Source organism: Streptomyces sp. MRC013 (assembly GCF_023614235.1).
Classification (GTDB): domain Bacteria; phylum Actinomycetota; class Actinomycetes; order Streptomycetales; family Streptomycetaceae; genus Streptomyces.
The window spans coordinates 323018-339748 of sequence record NZ_CP094264.1 but is presented as its reverse complement, the minus strand read 5'-3'; the positions used below and the strand labels follow the sequence as shown (position 1 = coordinate 339748).

The window sequence follows — 16731 nt, the reverse complement described above, 5'->3', positions numbered from 1 at the left end:
GGTGCTGCGCGCCCCCCTGTGTCCTCGTACCCCCTTGCCACGCCTCGGCGCCCGCCTCTAGCTTGGGCGGCTGCTGACCTGTGCACAGGGGGGAACCGCCATGGCCGTACGGGGACGACACCGCCGGCAGCAGCCGAGCCGTCTCAACCGCGCGTCGCTGACCGTCACGATCGGCAGCGCCCTGCCGCTGATCGGTGCCGGGACGGCCCACGCGGCGTCCGCGGACGTCTGGGAGAAGGTCGCCGCCTGCGAGTCCACCGGCCGCTGGCAGACCAACACGGGCAACGGCCACTACGGCGGCCTCCAGTTCAGCCAGTCCACCTGGGAGGCGTACGGCGGCACGCGCTACGCGCCCCGCGCCGACCTGGCCACCAGGGACCAGCAGATCGCCGTGGCCGAGAAGGTGCTCAAGGGCCAGGGCCCGCGCGCCTGGCCCGTCTGTTCCGAGCGGGCGGGGCTCACCCGCGGCGGCGAGACGCCCGACGTCCGCCCGGAGCCCCGCACCGACCGCCCGGAGCCCCGCACCGACCGCTCCGAGCGGCCCACCACGCCGACCACCATCCCGAACCAGCGCCGTGAGAGCTACACCGTCGCCCACGGCGACACGCTGTCGCGGATCGCCTCCGACGAGAGCGTCCCCGGCGGCTGGAAGCGGTTGTACGAGCGGAACCGCACGGTCATCGGGGAGAACCCGGACCTCATCTTCCCGGGCCAGAGGCTGACGCTCCGCATGACGGCGCCCGCGAAGCCCGGCACCCGGGCCGAGACCCGCACCGGATCCCGGGCCGAGACCCGCACCGGATCCCGTGCCGAATCCCGCACCACCGCTCCGGACGGGGCCGCTTCCGCGTCCGGGGACCGGGCCCGGTCGGAGTCCGGGGCCCGGCAGAAGCCGCGGTCCGCACCGCGGCCCACGACCCCCGGGCCAAGCCGAGCCCCGCCACGCGGCCCGCCGGGTCCGCGACACAGGCGGCCCCCAAGCCCAGGACGCAGCCCGTCGCCAAGCCCAGGCCGAAGCCGCAGACCTCCTCCAAGCCGCAGACCGCGTCCAAGCCGCAGACCTCCTCCAAGCCGCGAACCGCGTCCAAGCCCAGGCCGCGGACGCAGCCCGTCGCCAAGCCCGCACCCGCCAGAACCGCCTCCGGCAACCGCACCGGCGGCCTCAGCGCGCCCGTCGACTCCTCGCCCGGTACCGCGTACGGCAAGGCCGGCTCCTCCTGGTCCTCCGGCTACCACACGGGCGTCGACTTCCCGGTGCCCACCGGCACCTCGGTGAGGGCGGTCGCCTCCGGCCGCGTGGTCTCCGCCGGGTGGGCCGGGGCGTACGGCTACCAGATCGTCATCCGGCACCACGACGGCAAGTACAGCCAGTACGCGCACCTGTCCGCCCTCTCCGTCCGCGAGGGGCAGGGCGTCAGCAGCGGCCAGCGCATCGCCCGGTCCGGTTCGACCGGCAACAGCAGCGGCCCGCACCTGCACTTCGAGGTGCGCACCGGACCCGGTTACGGCTCCGACATCGACCCTCTCGCCTACCTCAGGAGGGGCGGCGTCGGCATCTGACCACCGCGCTTGAGGCCACCCGGCCGGGCACCGCTACGGTGGTGCCCGGCCGGACGCGTGTGCGGGGGAGGGCGGACGGGATGGGAACGGAGGCACGGCGGCTGACCGCCGCCGAACTGCGGGCCGTGGGCGAGGCCGGCGGTTTCTTCACGCTCCTCGCCGCGCCGCCGGCCCCCGGCCGGTACGCCCCGCTCACCCGGGCGTACGCCCTCCGGCCGACGGCGTGTTCCCCGGGCCCGGATCCGGCCCTGAACCCGCACCCGGCTCCGAATCCGGACCCGAAGCCGGGGACGGACCCGCACCCGGACCCGGACTCGCCTCTCGCCGTACGGGTCGCCCGGGTCGCGGAGGGGCTGCGCACCCGCGAGTACCGGGTCGCGGCGTCCCTGGTGCAGCTCGGGCTCGCCGCGCGCCTGTGGTCGGTGACGCTCGGCTCGGCCGCGCTGCACGGCGTCTTCCCGGACGTGTCGCCCGGGACGCTGCACTGGGACCCGACGCGCTCCACGCCCGACGAGCTGTGGTGGTCGGGCACCGCCACCCGGCCCGGTACCGCGCGGGAGCTGCGGGAGGCCGTCCAGTACGGCCACCTCGGTCCGCTCGGCGACGCCCTGCGGGCCGCCGGCCCCGTGTCGCCGCGGCTGCTGCGGGGCAACGCGGGCTCCGCGCTCGGCGGCGCCGTGCGCGAGTTCACCCGCTGGGCGCACCGCCAGGGCCGCGCCGACGCGGCGGAGCGGGCCGCCGTGCTCGCCGCCGAGCTGCTCGACCACCCGGACCTGGCCGGAACGCTCCGGGGGCCCACGCTGCGGCGCCGGACCTGCTGCCTGTACTACCGCTGCCCGGGCGGCGGACTGTGCGGCGACTGCGTCTTCGACGCCCCGCCGGGAAGCGCCGCCGCCGGTCCGCGTTTGGCGGGCGGCGGGTCGGCTCCGTAAAGTCCCCTTTTCGGAATGCGGCAAACGAGTGATCGAGGAACGGCAGCGGCCATGACGGTGACAGAAGAGGGCCAGGCGTACGGGCCGGGCATCGACCCCGAGCGTCTGGCCGTCTGCCTGAGCGTGCTCGAGGAGCTCGACAAGCTGGAGATCGACCATCCGGACGCGATCGCCGTCCGCCGCGCGACGGCCGGCATCTACCGGTCCGTCAAGCAGCGCCGCCGCCAGGAGCGGCGGGCGGCGAAGACGGCGCACGACCGGGCGGTCACCGAGGCCACCGCGACGGGCTCCGCCGAGCGCATCGACGACGAGACGCAGGGCCTGCTGCCCAGCTCCTCCGCCGCCGGCGAGATCGCGGGCATCCTGCAGCGCCCCCGGTCCTGCTACGTCTGCAAGGGCCGGTACGTGCAGGTCGACGCGTTCTACCACCAGCTGTGCCCGTCGTGCGCGGCGGAGAACCGGGCCCGCCGCGACGCCCGCACCGACCTCACGGGCCGGCGCGCGCTGCTCACCGGGGGCCGGGCGAAGATCGGCATGTACATCGCGCTGCGGCTGCTGCGCGACGGTGCGCACACCACGGTGACGACGCGCTTCCCCAACGACGCGATCCGCCGCTTCAAGGCGCAGCCGGACAGCGACGAGTGGATCCACCGGCTGAAGGTCGTCGGGATCGACCTGCGCGATCCGGCGCAGGTCGTCGCCCTCGCGGACTCCGTCGCGGCGGCCGGCCCGCTGGACATCCTGATCAACAACGCCGCGCAGACCGTGCGCCGCTCCCGCCGGGCGTACAGCGAGCTGGTCGCCGCCGAGTCGGCCCCCCTGCCCACCGGCGAGCTGCCCGCGGCGGAGGTCATCGGCACGTTCGGCAGCGGCGCGGTGGAGAGCGTGGCCGCCCTGCCCTCCCCGCGGAGCGGCGACGGACTGACCGCGCAGGACGTCACGGACCTCGCGCTGGTGGGCGGCTCGGCGACCCCGGCGCGGATCGCCGCCGGCACGGCCATCGACGCGGGCGGCCTGGTGCCCGACCTGGCACCGGTGAACAGCTGGATCCAGACCGTCGAGCAGGTCGACCCGGTGGAACTGCTGGAGGTCCAGCTCTGCAACTCGACGGCGCCGTTCATCCTGATCAGCCGGCTCCGCCCGGCGATGGCCGCCTCCACGGCCCGGCGCAAGTACGTGGTGAACGTCTCCGCCATGGAGGGCGTCTTCGGCCGCGGTTACAAGGGCGCCGGGCATCCGCACACCAACATGGCGAAGGCCGCGCTCAACATGCTGACGCGCACCAGCGCCCAGGAGATGTTCGAGGCGGACGGCATCCTCATGACCGCCATCGACACGGGCTGGATCACCGACGAGCGCCCGCACCCGGACAAGATGCGGCTCGCGGACGCCGGCTTCCACGCCCCGCTCGACCTGGTCGACGGCGCGGCGCGGGTCTACGACCCGATCGTGCGCGGCGAGGCCGGCGAGGACCTGTACGGCTGCTTCCTGAAGGACTACGCGCCCGGCAAGTGGTAGGGCCTCCGCCCCCGGCCCGGAGGGGTGGCTCGCAGTGCCCCGGACGGGGCACTGCGAGCCACTGTGTCCGGTAGTCGACGGTGTGATGCGTTCCATCGAGCGGCGCCGCGCTCATTTGGTTAACCTGGGGTGAACGGCCGGTCGACCGGGATTCACGAACTCCCTGGCGCCGGCCGCGGACCGGCCTGCCACCGAAAGGCCGTGGTCCCGTCCGGAGACCGGCGCCACCGCGACCGAACGGCAGCACACGTCCCCAGGTTCGCGACATGAAGGAGTGCGCGGTGACACCAGAAGCGACCACGCAGGAGCAGCCGGCGGAATTCCCCGCCCGGCCCACCCGTTCGGACGAGCTCGGCAGCCTGGAGGTGTGGGCCCGCTCGGCCCCCATCCGCCTCGCCGGGTACGAGGACGACCTCGCGGAGCCGCACATCCTGCCCGGTGTCGACTGAGCGGCCCGGCAGGGTGTGCCGTGCCCCCGCCGCGGCGGCGGGGGCACGGGCCGTCCGTCCGGCGCCGACACGGGAGAACGCACCGGACGGGGCCGCCGCGGCGGGGCGGAGCACCGGGCCGAACGTCATCGGCGTCCGCTCCACCCGGTTCACTTCCGCCGGAAGATAGCGGAGAGAGCCTCCGCCCACCAGCTCTGACCAGCGCCTCACCCGGTGTCCCGTTCCCGCCCGGTGCTCCGCCGGACCCGGCGGGACGCGCCCTCCAGCCGCGTCGGCGGCAGGAAGTCGCGCACCGGCGTCCGGTGCCACCACGCGCCCGTGGCCCGCAGCTCCCGCCAGGTCGTGAAGCGGTACCGGTACAGCCGGGCCCTGACCAGCGCCGGGGGTGCGCCCGGGAACGGGTTGTGGCGCAGGAGCCGCAGGGTGTCCCGGTCCCCCCTCAGAAGCCGCTCCGCGAACGCCCCGAACCACCCGGCCGCGTAGGCCGGGGACAGCGCCGCGAACCACATCAGCCAGTCGAGCCGCAGGTGGTACGGGGCGAACTGGCGAGGGAGCCGCCGCACGTCGCCGGGCTTGCCCTTGAACTCGTAGGCGCGCCACACGGTCCCCTCGCGGGCCACCGGCTCGTCGGTGCCCTCGACGACGATCTCGTACCGGACCCGGCCGACCGTGCCGAAGGCGCCGTACGTGTTGACCAGGTGCAGCGGGTCGAAGGACCGGTTCATCGCCTGCCGGCGGGAGAGCAGGTTGCGCACGGGGCGCACGCTCAGCGCCAGGACCAGGACGGTCACGGCGACGACGAGGACGGCGTACCACGGCGGTGGCCCCGGCAGCTCCGGCGGGGCGGCGACGAGGGTGCCGTCGACGGCGGACAGGGCGAGGACGACGGTGATCCAGTTCAGCCAGGCGAAGTTGCCCGACAGCACCAGCCACAGCTGGGTCAGCACGATCGCCCCGGCCGCGGCGGTCGCCACCGGCTGAGGGGCGAACAGCAGGACGGGGACGACCAGTTGCGTCACGTGGTTGGCGGCCGTCTCCACCTTGTGCAGCGGCCGGGGCAGGTGGTGGAAGAACCAGCTCAGCGGGCCCGGCATCGGCTGGGTCTCGTGGTGGTAGTACAGGCAGGTCAGGTCGCGCCAGCACCGGTCCCCGCGCAGTTTGATCAGACCCGCGCCGAACTCGACGCGGAACAGCAGCCAGCACAGCAGCCACATCACCGGTACGGGCGGGGCGGTCTCGTCGTTGCCGAGGAAGACCGCGAGGAAGCCGGCCTCCAGCAGCAGCGACTCCCACCCGAAGGCGTACCACGTCTGGCCGACGTTCACGATCGACAGGTACAGCCCCCACAGCGCCGCCCACATCGGCATCGACGCGGCCAGCGGCACGGCGTCCCCCGCACCGGCGGCCAGCGCCAGGGCGAGGGCCGCGCCCGTCCACGCGCAGGACGCGAAGAAGCGGTCGGAGTAGTGCAGGCGGAACAGGCTCGGCGCCCGGCGCGCGGGCACCCGTCGCAGGTACTCCGGCACGGGGGTCATGCCGCGCTCGCCGATCAGCGCCCGGAACTGGAGCGCGGCGCTCAGGAACGCGACGAGGTAGACACCGGCGAGGCCCCGCTGGAAGGCCAGACGGCCCAGCCAGTGGTCGGACGAGGCGAACCAGGCGAAGGACTCCATCCCCTCCAGTATCAGCCGCCCGCGATCCGGCGCACCGCCCGGCCGAGGCGGCGGGCGTACCACCGCTGGGCGACGGGGACGAGGGCCCGGCCGCCCGCGTGTACCAGCGGGCGGGGCGGCTGAACGCGGTGACCGCGAACCAGACCGAACCGTCGGGCAGCAGTTCGACGACGAAGGACTCCTCGCCGCTCTCGGGGTGCCCGGTGAGGGTGCCGTACGCGAAGCCGGTGCGGTTTTCCTCGTACACCGCCCACACCACCTCGCACGGCGCGCCGTACTCCAGCGGCCCGGCGCCCACCGACACCCGGACGCGTGCGCCGGGCTCCGCCCGGGCCGCGTCGGTCCGCAGGCGGGCACTGGCCGCGCGGTGCATCCGCCAGGTGGTGACGGCGGCGCCCGCCGCCTCGAAGGCGCCCCGGCCGCGGCCGACCGGGGTGCGGTGGCGCAGGTGGTGGTAGCCCTCCGGGAGGGCGGCGGGGGAGCGGGTGGCGCCGACCTCCGGGTAGGTGAGGCGGAGCGGTGCCGCGGCGGTGCGGCGGGGGCCGCGGGCGGGCCGGGTCATGCGGGTACCTCCTCGTGGTCCGGGGCGGTGGTGCCGGTCCGGCGGGTCGACAGGCGGCGCCAGGCCAGGAGCGAGCAGAGCGCGAAGCCCAGGGCGTTGGCGAGGCCGTGGGTGGCGGCCATCCACGCCAGGTTCGGGTGGGGCAGCCCGGTCGCCTCGCCGACGGCCCAGCTCAGGGCCGGCAGCATGGTCGCCACCAGCACGCCGGCGGAGACGGCCAGCAGCGCCCGGGTGAGCCGGTCGCCGGCGCCGGCCCGCACGTCCCGCCAGGTGAGCAGGGCGACGGCCCACATCCCGGCGGTCAGCACGACGGCCCCGGCCAACTCGGCCCAGTCGTCGACGAAGTACCCCAGGAGCACCAGCAGGGTGCCGAGCGGGACGCTCAGCGCGGCGAACGCGCCCAGCGGGCGACCGGGAGCGGCGCGGTGCACCAGCCCGGCGACGAGCGCGGCGGCGAACCCGGCGAAGTGGAAGTGCGGCACGGTCAGGTCCAGGATCTCCAGGTCGAACCCGAACAGCCGATGCCCCCACCGCTCGGCGACCAGCGCGGTCGCGGCGACGGCCGGACTCACCAGGGCGGTGCACAGTGCCACCTCGGCGGGCGCGAGGGACCGCACGGCGGCCAGGCGGCGCGGCGCGGCGAACGCCGGCAGGAGGGTGCCCGCCGCGTAGCAGCAGGCGAGGGCGGTGGCGGGGGCGCCGCGCGGCAGCCACAGCGACACCGCGCCCGGTACGGCGAACAGCGGCCAGAGCCGGACGGCGGCGGCCGCCCGGGGCACGTCCGCCAGGCGCAGCCCGACGGGGACGACCACGAGCATGCCGAGTGTCACGACCAGGTCGACCAGGACCGCCACGGCGACGCGCCTCCTCATTTCTTGAACGCGTTCAACAAGAATGGCACGTGAAGCGTAGCGCCACGAACTGAACACGTTCAAGCCGTCTGCGGGGGTCTCGGGGGCGGTCTTCCGGTTGCGGCCCGCCCCCGGGTCCGGCAGACATGGAAGCACTCGTCAGGTCAGACCGGCGGAAAGGCGGGAGATCCGCGTGCGTCCACCCACACGCCACCCCACGGCGCCCTCCCGCCGCCCCGTGGCCGCCTCCCTGGCGGTCCTCGCCGGGTTGTTCGCCGCCGGCTGCGGCGGTGACGGGGAGCGCCCCGCCGCCCGCCCCTCCGCCGCCGACCCCCGGCCCCTCCTCCAGCCGGCCGCCGAACCCGGACCGGACCCCTTCAGCCCCTCCACCGCCCTCACCGCCGACCACTCCGCCGCACGCCGCCCGCCGTCCCCGGCCGCGTCCGGCGGCCCGTCCGCGGCCCCCGCCGGAGGCGCGCCGCGCACGGTCGACGGCGCCACCCCCGGCCTGTACGGCGGTACGCACTCGCTCCCCAGCTGCGACGTGGACCAGCAGGCGCGCCTCCTCTCCGCGGACGGGGCCAGGGCGCGCGCCTTCGCCCAGGCCGCCGGGGTCACCCCGAGCGGGCTCGGTGCCTGGCTGAGCGGTCTCACCCCCGTGACGCTGCGCGCCGACACCCGCGTCACCGGGCACGGGTACCGCGACGGAGCGGCCGTCCCCCACCCGGCGGTGCTCCAGGCGGGCACCGCGGTCCTCGTCGACCGGTACGGCGCGCCCCGCGTCCGCTGCGCCGCCGGCAACCCCCTGCGCGCCCCGGCCGACGCGGGGCCGCCCACCGGGTACCGGGGCGAACCCTGGCCCGGATTCCGGCCCGACCGGGTCGTCCTGGTCAGCCCCACGCAGCAGGTCCTGGACAGCCTCCTGCTGGTGAACGTCCTCAACGGCGCCTGGCTCGAGCGCGCGATCGGCACCCGGGGCGGGGAGGACCGCGAACCCGCCGTCCCCCCGGCGTACGACCCGGACGACCGGCACGTGGCGGACGGACCCGTACCGGACGGCGCCCGGACGGCGGCCGGCGCGCATCCCGCCGCGCCCGCCGTCCCCCGGGAGCCCGCCGCCCGCCGGATCCCCGGGCCGCCGCCGGCGCCGGCGGATCCGCCGTCCGCGCCCCCGGACGGCGCCGACCCCGACTCCCCCGCCCGAAGACGGGCTCGCGCCCGGGGAACCCGTGCCCGACGGGCCCCCGGAGGAGGCCGTACCCGACGGACCGCCGTCCGGGGAGCCCGAGCCGGGGGAGCCCCTGCCCGAGGGGCCGTGGTCCGGCGACCCCGCCCTCGACGGACCGCTGTCCGACGGGTCCGTCCCCGACGGGCCGCCCGGGGACGGCGCCCTGTACGGACCGCTCCCGGACTCGGTGGAAGCCGAGGAGTGAGACGGAGGGTGCCCCGCCCCTCCGGGCGGTGCCCCGCCATTCGATAAACCCGGCAAATGATGACAGAGTGGCCCCATGATTGATCCGGCAGCGGATGCTCCGTCGCTTCCCGGGGAGTGGCCCGCCCATCCGGATCTGAGCCTGGCCCTCAACCGCATGGGCAGCTTCGACTGGGACCTCGACACCGGGCTGATGCACATGGACGGGGGCGCCCTCGCCGTCTTCGAGACGGACCCGGACGAGTACGACGGGCGACCCGAGAACCTGGAGCGAAGGGTTCCGGCCGGCGAGGCCGTGCGCCTCGACGCCGTGGTGGCGCAGGCCCTCAAGGACGGCAGCACCCGCTACGGCGCGTACTTCCGCGTCCGCACCCGCGACGGCGGGCTCCGCTGGACCCACACCCAGGGCTTCATCCGCCGCGACGGGAGCGGACGCCCCCGCCGGATCATCGGCATCGTCCGCGACGCCACCGACGAGCTGGCCGAGTCCGCCGGCCACCGGGAGGTCGACACCGAGCGCCGCCGCCGGACCAGCGTCGTGGAGTCCACCACCGCCGCCCTCGCCCACGCCCGCACCGTCCGGGACGTCATCGAGGTGCTGAAGGACCCGGACGGCCTGGAGAACCTCGGCGCGGCCAGCGTCGTGGTGGGCCTCCTGGAGGCTGGCCGCATCCACCTCGTCGCCGACGGCCCCCAGGGCTCCTTCGTCCCCGGCACCCGCCACACGCGCGTGGACGAGGACTACCCCATGAGCGAAGTCGTGCGGACCCTCGTCCCCCGCTTCATCGAGTCCCCCGAGGAGTTCGCCGCCTCCTATCCGGTCCTCTGGCCGCACATCACCCACCTCGGGGTCACCGCCGCCGCGTACCTGCCCCTCATCGCGCACGCCCGGCCCATCGGCGCCGTGGGGCTGCTCTACCGCGACAAGGGCGGCTTCACGCCCGACGAGCGCAACGTCCTCGTCGCCCTCGGCAGCAGCATCGCCCAGAGCCTCCAGCGCGCCGTGCTGTTCGAGCAGGAGCACGACCTCGCCGAGGGGCTCCAGCAGGCCATGCTCCCGCGCCGCATCCCCGACGTCCCCGGCGCGCAGGTCGCCGTCCGGTACCGGGCCGCCCGGCGGGGCAGGGACATCGGCGGCGACTGGTACGACGTGATCCCGCTCCCCGGCGGCCGCCTCGGCGCCGTCATCGGCGACGTCCAGGGCCACGACACCCACGCCGCCGCCGTCATGGGCCAGCTCCGCATCGTCCTGCGCGCGTACGCCGCCGAAGGGCACGACCCCGCCACCGTCATGGCGCGCGCCTCGGTCTTCCTCAGCGAACTGGACACCGACCGCTTCGCCACCTGCACCTACATGGAGGTGGACCCGGCCACCGGCGTCGTCCAGGCCGTACGGGCCGGCCACGTCGACCCGCTGCTGCGCGACGCGGACGGGGGCTGCCGCCGGCTGCCCGTACGCGGTGCGCTGCCCCTCGGGCTGTCCGCCGAGTTCGGCGCCCTGGACTACCCGGTCGACGTCCTCGAACTCGGGCCCGGGCAAACCCTGGTCCTGTACACCGACGGCCTCGTCGAGCGGCCAGGCGCCGACCTCGACGAGGGCATGCGGTGGCTCACCGGGGCCGTCCGCGACGGGCCCGCCGACCCGCGGCTGCTCGCCGACCGGCTGTGCGAGGCGGTGGACGGGCGGGGCGGCGACGACGACGTGGCGATCCTGCTGCTGCGCCTGCGGGGCGGCCCCGCCCCGCAGGCGGGCGGCGGGTTCCGGCAGCACGTCGCGCAGAACGACCCCGAGGCGCTGTGCTCCGCCCGCCACGCGATCCGCGGGACCGTCCGGGCCTGGGGCGGCCGGGAGCGGTCCGACGAGATCGAACTGGTCGCCGGCGAGCTGATCACCAACGCCCTGCTCCACACCGACGGCGGGGCCGTCGTCACCCTGCGGATGCCCACCGCGCACCGGAGGAGGCTCCGCGTCGAGGTGGAGGACCGCTCCAGCGCCCTGCCGCGCCGCCGCGACGCGGGGACGGCCGACCTGTCGGGGCGCGGACTGCTGCTCGTGGACCGGCTGGCCGACGCCTGGGGCGTCGAGTCGCGCGGCAGCGGGAAGTGCGTGTGGTGCGAGTTCGCCCTCCCCGGCCCGGCCGGGGCGGACCGCCGGACCCGCCGGACCGCGGGGCCGGCCGCTCCGGGCACCGGTCCGGCCCTGCGGTCCGGCCCCGGCCGGGCGCGCGGACCTCACCGGCCGGCGCCCCCGGACAGGCGGACGGAACGGCCGCCGTACGCGGCGCGCGCCGCGCGTCGGCCGCCGACGGCGGCCGCGCCCCGCCCCGAGGGACGGGCGCGAAGGACCCCGCCGGTGTGACGGGAGCGCCGTGCCGGCCGGCGCCGGCCGGCACGGCGGGGCGGACGGAGCCGATGCGGGCGCGGGGGGGGCGCCTCCCGGTCCCCGGCCACCGCCGCGGTCCGACCCGGCGGGCACCCTACGGCACCGTCCGCGGCGCGCTCGGGGCCGTGCGGCGGCGCTGCCGGTCGGCGCCCGTGCCGTGGGCCAGCACCCGCTCGGCCAGTTCCCGCACCTCCGCCTCGTCGCCGCTCGCCTCCAGCGCCGGGCGCACCCGGTCGAGCAGGGCCCGCACGGCCTCGGCCGCCGGGACGCGGTCGCCGGTCACCGGGTGCAGGGCGGGGCCGCGCACCCCGTACCGGGCCGCGGTCCACAGGGCGGCGGCCGCCGCGTGGTCGGGCAGCCGCGGCGCGGGACGGCCCCGTGCGGCGGCCCCGAGCGCGGTGGTCACCAGGGCGCGGGTGAGACCGGCCTGGAGCACCGCCTCGTCCACGCTGGGCGTGACGTCCGCGATCCGCACCTCGACGGTCGGCAGGTGGTGCGAAGGGCGCGCGAACCAGTACGCGTTGGCCGCGCGGGACGGCAGCACACCCGTACGGCGCAGGGCGGCGACCGTCCGGTCGTACTGCGCGGCGGACGCGAAGCGGGGCGGGATCTGGTGGGTCGGCCACCGGGACAGGACGAGCGCGCGCCAGCTCGCGTGACCGGTGTCCGCCCCCTGGTGGTACGGGGAGTTGGCGGACAGCGCGAGCAGGACCGGCAGCCAGGGCCGCAGGTGGTTGACGGCGGCCACGGCGGACTCCCGGTCGGGCACGCCGACGTGGACGTGGCAGCCGCAGGTCTCGGTCTCGTCGGTGAGCCGCCCGTACAGCCGGGCCATCTGCCGGTAGTGCCGCGTCGGGGTGACGGCGCGGACCGGCGCGGCCATCGGCGCCGTACCGCTGGCGAGCGGGCGGAGCCCGGCCTCGCGGGCCGCCCGGCCCAGCCGGGCCCGGGCCGCGGTCAGTTCCGCGCGCAGCCCCGCCAGGTCGGTGCACACGCCGGTCGCCGTCTCCACCATCGTCGACAGCAACTCGCGCTGGAACCCCGGCCCCGCCCCGCCGTCCGGCCGGCGGTGCTCCCGGTCGGCGTGCAGGACGTCGCCGCCACCCCCCACCGGGCTGCCGTCGACCGCGTCGAGCAGGAGGAATTCCTCCTCGACGCCGAGAGTCACCTCGCGAGCCACGGGTACCGCGACCATCAGGACCACCACTCCCGCCCCAGCCGTACGGACACGTGCCCGGCGCGGCGCCGGCGGGCAGCCGGCGGCCCCTCACAGGATGACCGGCGCGGTCGCCGTCGGCAACGGCGCGTTCCGGTCCTTCCGGCGGCCCGCCCCGTCGCTCCGGCGGCCCGTCCCGCGGCCCGCCGGGCTCCTCCGGCTCAGCGCAGGTGGAGCGACAGGTGGCCGAGGGGCAGGCCCAGCCGCCACGAGGGCAGCCACACCCGCGCCGACTCGTCCACCGCGGTCCCGGCCGCCGGGGGCGCCGACAGCGCGCCCAGGTCCGCCGCGAGCACCCGGGTCTCCTCCAGGAGCCGCCAGGTCTCCCGGGCGAGGGCCACCCCGGGCCCGTCCCCGCCCTCGCGTCGCGAGGCCAGCCGCTCCCGCACCCACTCCGGCCAGGGGTGGCCGTACGAGGTGCGGTGCAGCCACTCCTCCCAGCGCTCCTGCGGCCCCGCGCCGTCGCCGAGGTAGATCGTCAACGCGAGCGTCCGGCGGCCCGCCACGTACTCCGGGGAGCCGGTCCCGACCAGCCCGCCCCCCGCGCAGCAGCTCATCGGCCAGGTACTCGGCGCACAGCCAGTCCATCGGGACGGCCAGGCCGCCCCCGCCGGTGCCGTTCGTGCTGTCGGGCCGCAACGCTCCCACCCTCTCCCGGACGTTTCTCCCCGTGTGTGACTCGGCCACGCACCCTAGACGACGAACCCCCACCGGAGGCGCGGCGGAAGGCCGCCCTCCGCGCAACCCGACGGTGCGGTTCCGCACACGTCCCCTCCGCGCCGCCGTCTGCCGGAGAGGAACGTGCCCGGTGGGCCCCGGGGGCGGGCGCGCCCGGGCGGCGGGCCGCCCGTCGCGCGGCGGGCGGCGGGGAGTGCCGGGCGGCCGGCGCGCGGACAGGGGGCCGAACCGGCGAATCCGCCGTGTCCGAGCCGTTCGCGTACCGGCCGCAAGGCGTCCGGGGTGGTGGATTCGGAGAGTCCCCACCCGCCCCGGACCAGGGAGCCCCCCATGCCCCACCGGACGACGCGACGCGCGACCCGCCGGGCGGCCCTCGCCGTCACCGCCCTGCTCGGCGCCACCGCGGCCGCCTGCACCGCCTCCTCCCGCTCGGCCCCCGCGCCCCCCGCCCCGTCCGCCGGCGGCCGCGCGGCCTCCGCGGTCAGGCCCTTCACCCTCGTCGCCACCGGCGACGTCCTCCCGCACGCCTCGGTCATCCGGGCCGCCCGCGCCGACGCGAACGGCGCCGGACACGACTTCCGGCCCATGTTCGCCGGGGTCGCCCCCGTGGTCTCCGCCGCCGACCTGGCCATCTGCCACATGGAGACGGTGTACGGCGAGGACGGCGGACCCTTCACCGGCTACCCGTCCTTCCAGTCCCCGCCCCAGGTCGCCGACGCCCTGCGCGCCACCGGCTACGACTCCTGCTCCACCGCCTCCAACCACACCCTCGACGCCGGCCCCGAGGGCATCCGCCGCACCCTCGACCACCTCGACCGGGCCGGTGTCGAGCACGCCGGATCCGCCCGCACCGCCGAGGAGGCCACCACCCCCACCCTGCTGGAGGCCGGCGGCGCCCGGGTCGCCCACCTCGCCTACACCTACGGGACGAACGGCATCCCCGTCCCCGCCGACCGGCCCTGGTCGGTCAACCTCATCGACGAGAGCCGCATCCTCAGCGACGCCCGGGCCGCCCGCGAGGCCGGCGCCGACGTGGTCGTGGTCAGCCTCCACTGGGGCACCGAGTGGCAGACCGAGCCCGACCGGCAGCAGATCGGCCTCGGCCGCTCCCTCACCGCCTCCGCCACCGACGGCCGCCCCGACGTCGACCTCCTCCTCGGCACCCACGCCCACGTGCCCCAGGCGTACGAGAAGGTCAACGGCACCTGGATCGTCTACGGCATGGGCGACCAGGTCGCCGGGCCCATGGTCGACCACTCCGGCGCCCACGACCCGCGCGGCAACGAGGGGACCATCGCCCGCTTCACCTTCGGCCCGCCGCGCGTCCCCGGCGGCCGCTGGGAGGTCACCCGCGCCGAGTTCGTCCCGCAGTGGTTCGACACCGCCGCCAACCGCGTCGTCGACCTGAACGCCGCCGTCGCGTCCGGCGACACCGCGCTCGCCCCCGTGCGGGACCGCATCACCGATGTCGTCCTCAGCCGCGGCGCGGCCGCCCAGGGCCTCGTACGGGCCCCTTGACCGGCCGCCCGGCCACTCCTCCCAACGGGTGCTTTCGTCCCGCGCGCCCGGTGTCGCACCCCCATCCGCGGATCGCCCATGCGGAGCATTGGTCATGAAAAACGACCAGATGCCTTCCGGTCGGCGGATGGTGCTGCGCATCGCCGCCGCGCTCGGGGCCACCACCGCCGTCGGTCTCTTCGGCCTGGAGCGGACGGGGCCGCCCGGCCCCGCCGCGCCGCCCGCGCGCCCGTCCCCGCCGCGCGTGCCGCGCCCCCCGGCCCCCGCCCCCGGCGGGCCCCTCACCCCGTACCTGCCCGGGGCCCCCGCCTCGTACCGGCTCCAGCCCATGACCCGCCACGCCCCGCCCCGCTTCCGCCGCGCCCTGCCGCCGGTGCGGCAGCGGCCGTTCCTGCGGGTGTCCGGCGCGGGCCACACGATGGTCCTCACCTTCGACGACGGGCCCGACCCCCGCTACACCCCGGCCGTCCTGGGCACCCTGCGCCACTACGGGGTGCGGGCCGTGTTCTTCGTCTGCGGCGAGATGGCCGCCCTCCACCCCGACCTGCTGCGGGAGATGGCCGACGACGGGCACGTCGTGGGCAACCACTCCTGGTCGCACCCGCTGATCCCGAGGCTGCCGCCCTCCCGCATCCGCGACGAGCTCGGCACGACCAGCGAGGTGATCGAGCGGTCGGTCGGCTCCGCCCCCTGTGGTACCGCGCCCCGTACGGCGCCTGGAACCGCCTCTCCTTCGAGATCGGCGCCGAACTCGGCATGGAGCCGCTCGCCTGGACCGTCGACACCCTCGACTGGCAGGAGCCCGGCGAGGCGACCATCGTGCGGCGCGTCCTGGACGGCGCCGCGCCCGGCGTCGTCGTGCTCTCCCACGACGCGGGCGGCGACCGCTCGCAGACCGTGCGCGCCCTGCGGACCTACCTGCCGAGGCTGCTCGACCAGGGGTACCACCTCACCGTGCCGCGCCGGTGACGCGTGCCGCGGGCGCCGCCCGCCCCGCCCCCGCCACGACGTGGCGGGGGCGGGGCGGGGAGGCGCTCAGCGGGTGGCGACCAGCCGGGCGAAGACCACCACGTTGCCGTCGTAGCCGCCGGCCCGCGAGTACTCGCCGCCGCAGGTGATGACCCGCAGCTCGGGGTGGCCGGTGTCCCCGTAGACGCGTACGCCGGGGAAGTCCTCCTTCGCGTACACCTCGACGCCGTACACCTGGAAGACGGCCACGCGGCCGTCGTACCGGGTCACCTCCACCCGGTCGCCCGGCTTGAGGGTGCCCAGCGAGTAGAAGACCGCGGGCCCCGACTCGTTGTCGACGTGCCCGACGATGACCGAGGTCCCGGACTGCCCCGGCGAGATGCCGTTCTGGTACCAGCCGGCGAGGTTGGGGTCCTGCGGCGGGGGCGCGCTGATCCAGCCCTCCCCGTCCAGGCCCACGTCGATGACCGGCGCGTCCACCTTCAGCGCCTCGATCCGCACCCGGGACGCGGGCGCGTACGCCAGCGGGCGCAGCCCCGCGGACGGCGTCGGCGCGGCCGCGGTGCGCCCCCGCTCCGCCGACACCGCGCCGACCGGCTGGGGCGGTCCGGACGACGCGTCGGCCCCGTTCCGCATCATGGCGAGACCGGTGAGCATGACGAGCGCCAGCGCCCCCCACGGCTGGCGTCCCCTGATCACGTCCCAGGCACTGCGGTCCCCGATGCCTCTGCGCTCCAGGCCCATGCCTCTCCCTTCGTGGCCTCCTCGCGCACGGTAGGCGCGGTCCGCGGACCCGGCGATCGGGGAGAGGCGAACGGGTGGCGGCGCGGCACACGGGTGATGGCCCGTCCGGGTCATCGACGACGGCCGCCTGACCGGCCGTGACCTGCGGATCCGTCAGAGGGCCGGTCGGCCGTCCGGGCGTGCCGCCTCACCGGGGTGGCGCACGACCGGAGTGCAGGGTTCCGGTTGCCGGGTGAGGGTACGTCG

Annotated in this window: 11 protein-coding genes and 3 pseudogenes; 8 read left to right on the top strand and 6 right to left on the bottom strand. The window is 76.6% G+C overall.

Translation table 11 applies throughout. The features are described 5' to 3' along the window. The first annotated feature begins 100 nt into the window (after positions 1 to 100). The 4 genes and pseudogenes from LUW75_RS24225 (at position 101) to LUW75_RS01540 (ending at position 4459) form a co-directional block, all read left to right on the top strand. Positions 101 to 1560 (top strand): annotated as a pseudogene (locus LUW75_RS24225) (transglycosylase family protein). Positions 1561 to 1640: 80 nt separating this feature from the next. Beyond that, positions 1641 to 2492, top strand: coding sequence for a (2Fe-2S)-binding protein (locus tag LUW75_RS01550; protein WP_250334013.1), 852 nt, complete (start codon positions 1641 to 1643; stop codon positions 2490 to 2492). A 51-nt stretch (positions 2493 to 2543) separates the two neighbouring features. Then, positions 2544 to 4010: an SDR family NAD(P)-dependent oxidoreductase gene (locus tag LUW75_RS01545; RefSeq protein ID WP_250334012.1), complete on the top strand. Its 1467-nt coding sequence runs from the start codon at positions 2544 to 2546 to the stop codon at positions 4008 to 4010. Positions 4011 to 4291: 281 nt separating this feature from the next. Next, positions 4292 to 4459 carry a hypothetical protein gene (locus LUW75_RS01540; RefSeq protein WP_250334011.1) on the top strand — a complete coding sequence of 56 codons (168 nt, stop codon included), beginning with the start codon at positions 4292 to 4294 and terminating at the stop codon, positions 4457 to 4459. A 206-nt stretch (positions 4460 to 4665) separates the two neighbouring features. On the opposite strand, the gene LUW75_RS01535 is transcribed toward LUW75_RS01540, so the two are convergent. The 3 genes and pseudogenes from LUW75_RS01535 to LUW75_RS01525 form a co-directional block, all read right to left on the bottom strand. Continuing rightward, positions 4666 to 6132: a lipase maturation factor family protein gene (locus tag LUW75_RS01535; protein ID WP_250334010.1), complete on the bottom strand. Its 1467-nt coding sequence runs from the start codon at positions 6130 to 6132 to the stop codon at positions 4666 to 4668. An 11-nt stretch (positions 6133 to 6143) separates the two neighbouring features. Beyond that, positions 6144 to 6694, bottom strand: a pseudogene (locus tag LUW75_RS01530) (DUF1990 family protein). Beyond that, positions 6691 to 7548: a YndJ family protein gene (locus LUW75_RS01525; protein WP_250334009.1), complete on the bottom strand. Its 858-nt coding sequence runs from the start codon at positions 7546 to 7548 to the stop codon at positions 6691 to 6693. Before LUW75_RS01525 ends, LUW75_RS01530 begins: the two are co-directional and overlap by 4 nt. Before the next feature lie 190 nt (positions 7549 to 7738). Here LUW75_RS01525 and LUW75_RS01520 point away from each other — a divergent pair, with 190 nt between their 5' ends. Next, on the top strand, positions 7739 to 9025 hold the full coding sequence (locus LUW75_RS01520) for a DUF6777 domain-containing protein (protein ID WP_250334008.1): 1287 nt from the start codon (positions 7739 to 7741) through the stop codon (positions 9023 to 9025). A gap of 28 nt (positions 9026 to 9053) precedes the next feature. Beyond that, positions 9054 to 11336: a SpoIIE family protein phosphatase gene (locus tag LUW75_RS01515; RefSeq protein WP_250334007.1), complete on the top strand. Its 2283-nt coding sequence runs from the start codon at positions 9054 to 9056 to the stop codon at positions 11334 to 11336. 118 nt (positions 11337 to 11454) lie between these two features. Here LUW75_RS01515 and LUW75_RS01510 read toward each other — a convergent pair whose 3' ends face one another. Further along, on the bottom strand, positions 11455 to 12555 hold the full coding sequence (locus tag LUW75_RS01510; RefSeq protein WP_250334006.1) for a carboxylate-amine ligase: 1101 nt from the start codon (positions 12553 to 12555) through the stop codon (positions 11455 to 11457). A 182-nt stretch (positions 12556 to 12737) separates the two neighbouring features. Further along, the gene (locus LUW75_RS01505; protein WP_349816385.1) at positions 12738 to 13133 is read right to left on the bottom strand and encodes a hypothetical protein; all 396 of its coding nucleotides are present in this window, start codon (positions 13131 to 13133) and stop codon (positions 12738 to 12740) included. A 451-nt stretch (positions 13134 to 13584) separates the two neighbouring features. Here LUW75_RS01505 and LUW75_RS01500 point away from each other — a divergent pair, with 451 nt between their 5' ends. Together LUW75_RS01500 and LUW75_RS01495 are read left to right on the top strand one after the other, a co-directional pair. Continuing rightward, entirely contained in the window at positions 13585 to 14772 is a 1188-nt protein-coding gene (locus LUW75_RS01500) for a CapA family protein (protein WP_250334005.1), read from the top strand. 94 nt (positions 14773 to 14866) lie between these two features. Next, positions 14867 to 15741: pseudogene (locus tag LUW75_RS01495) on the top strand (polysaccharide deacetylase family protein). Between the two features lie 66 nt (positions 15742 to 15807). On the opposite strand, the gene LUW75_RS01490 reads toward LUW75_RS01495, so the two are convergent. Next, complete coding sequence (locus LUW75_RS01490) at positions 15808 to 16485, bottom strand: class F sortase (RefSeq protein WP_250334004.1); 678 nt, start codon at positions 16483 to 16485, stop codon at positions 15808 to 15810. Positions 16486 to 16731: the final 246 nt, after the last annotated feature.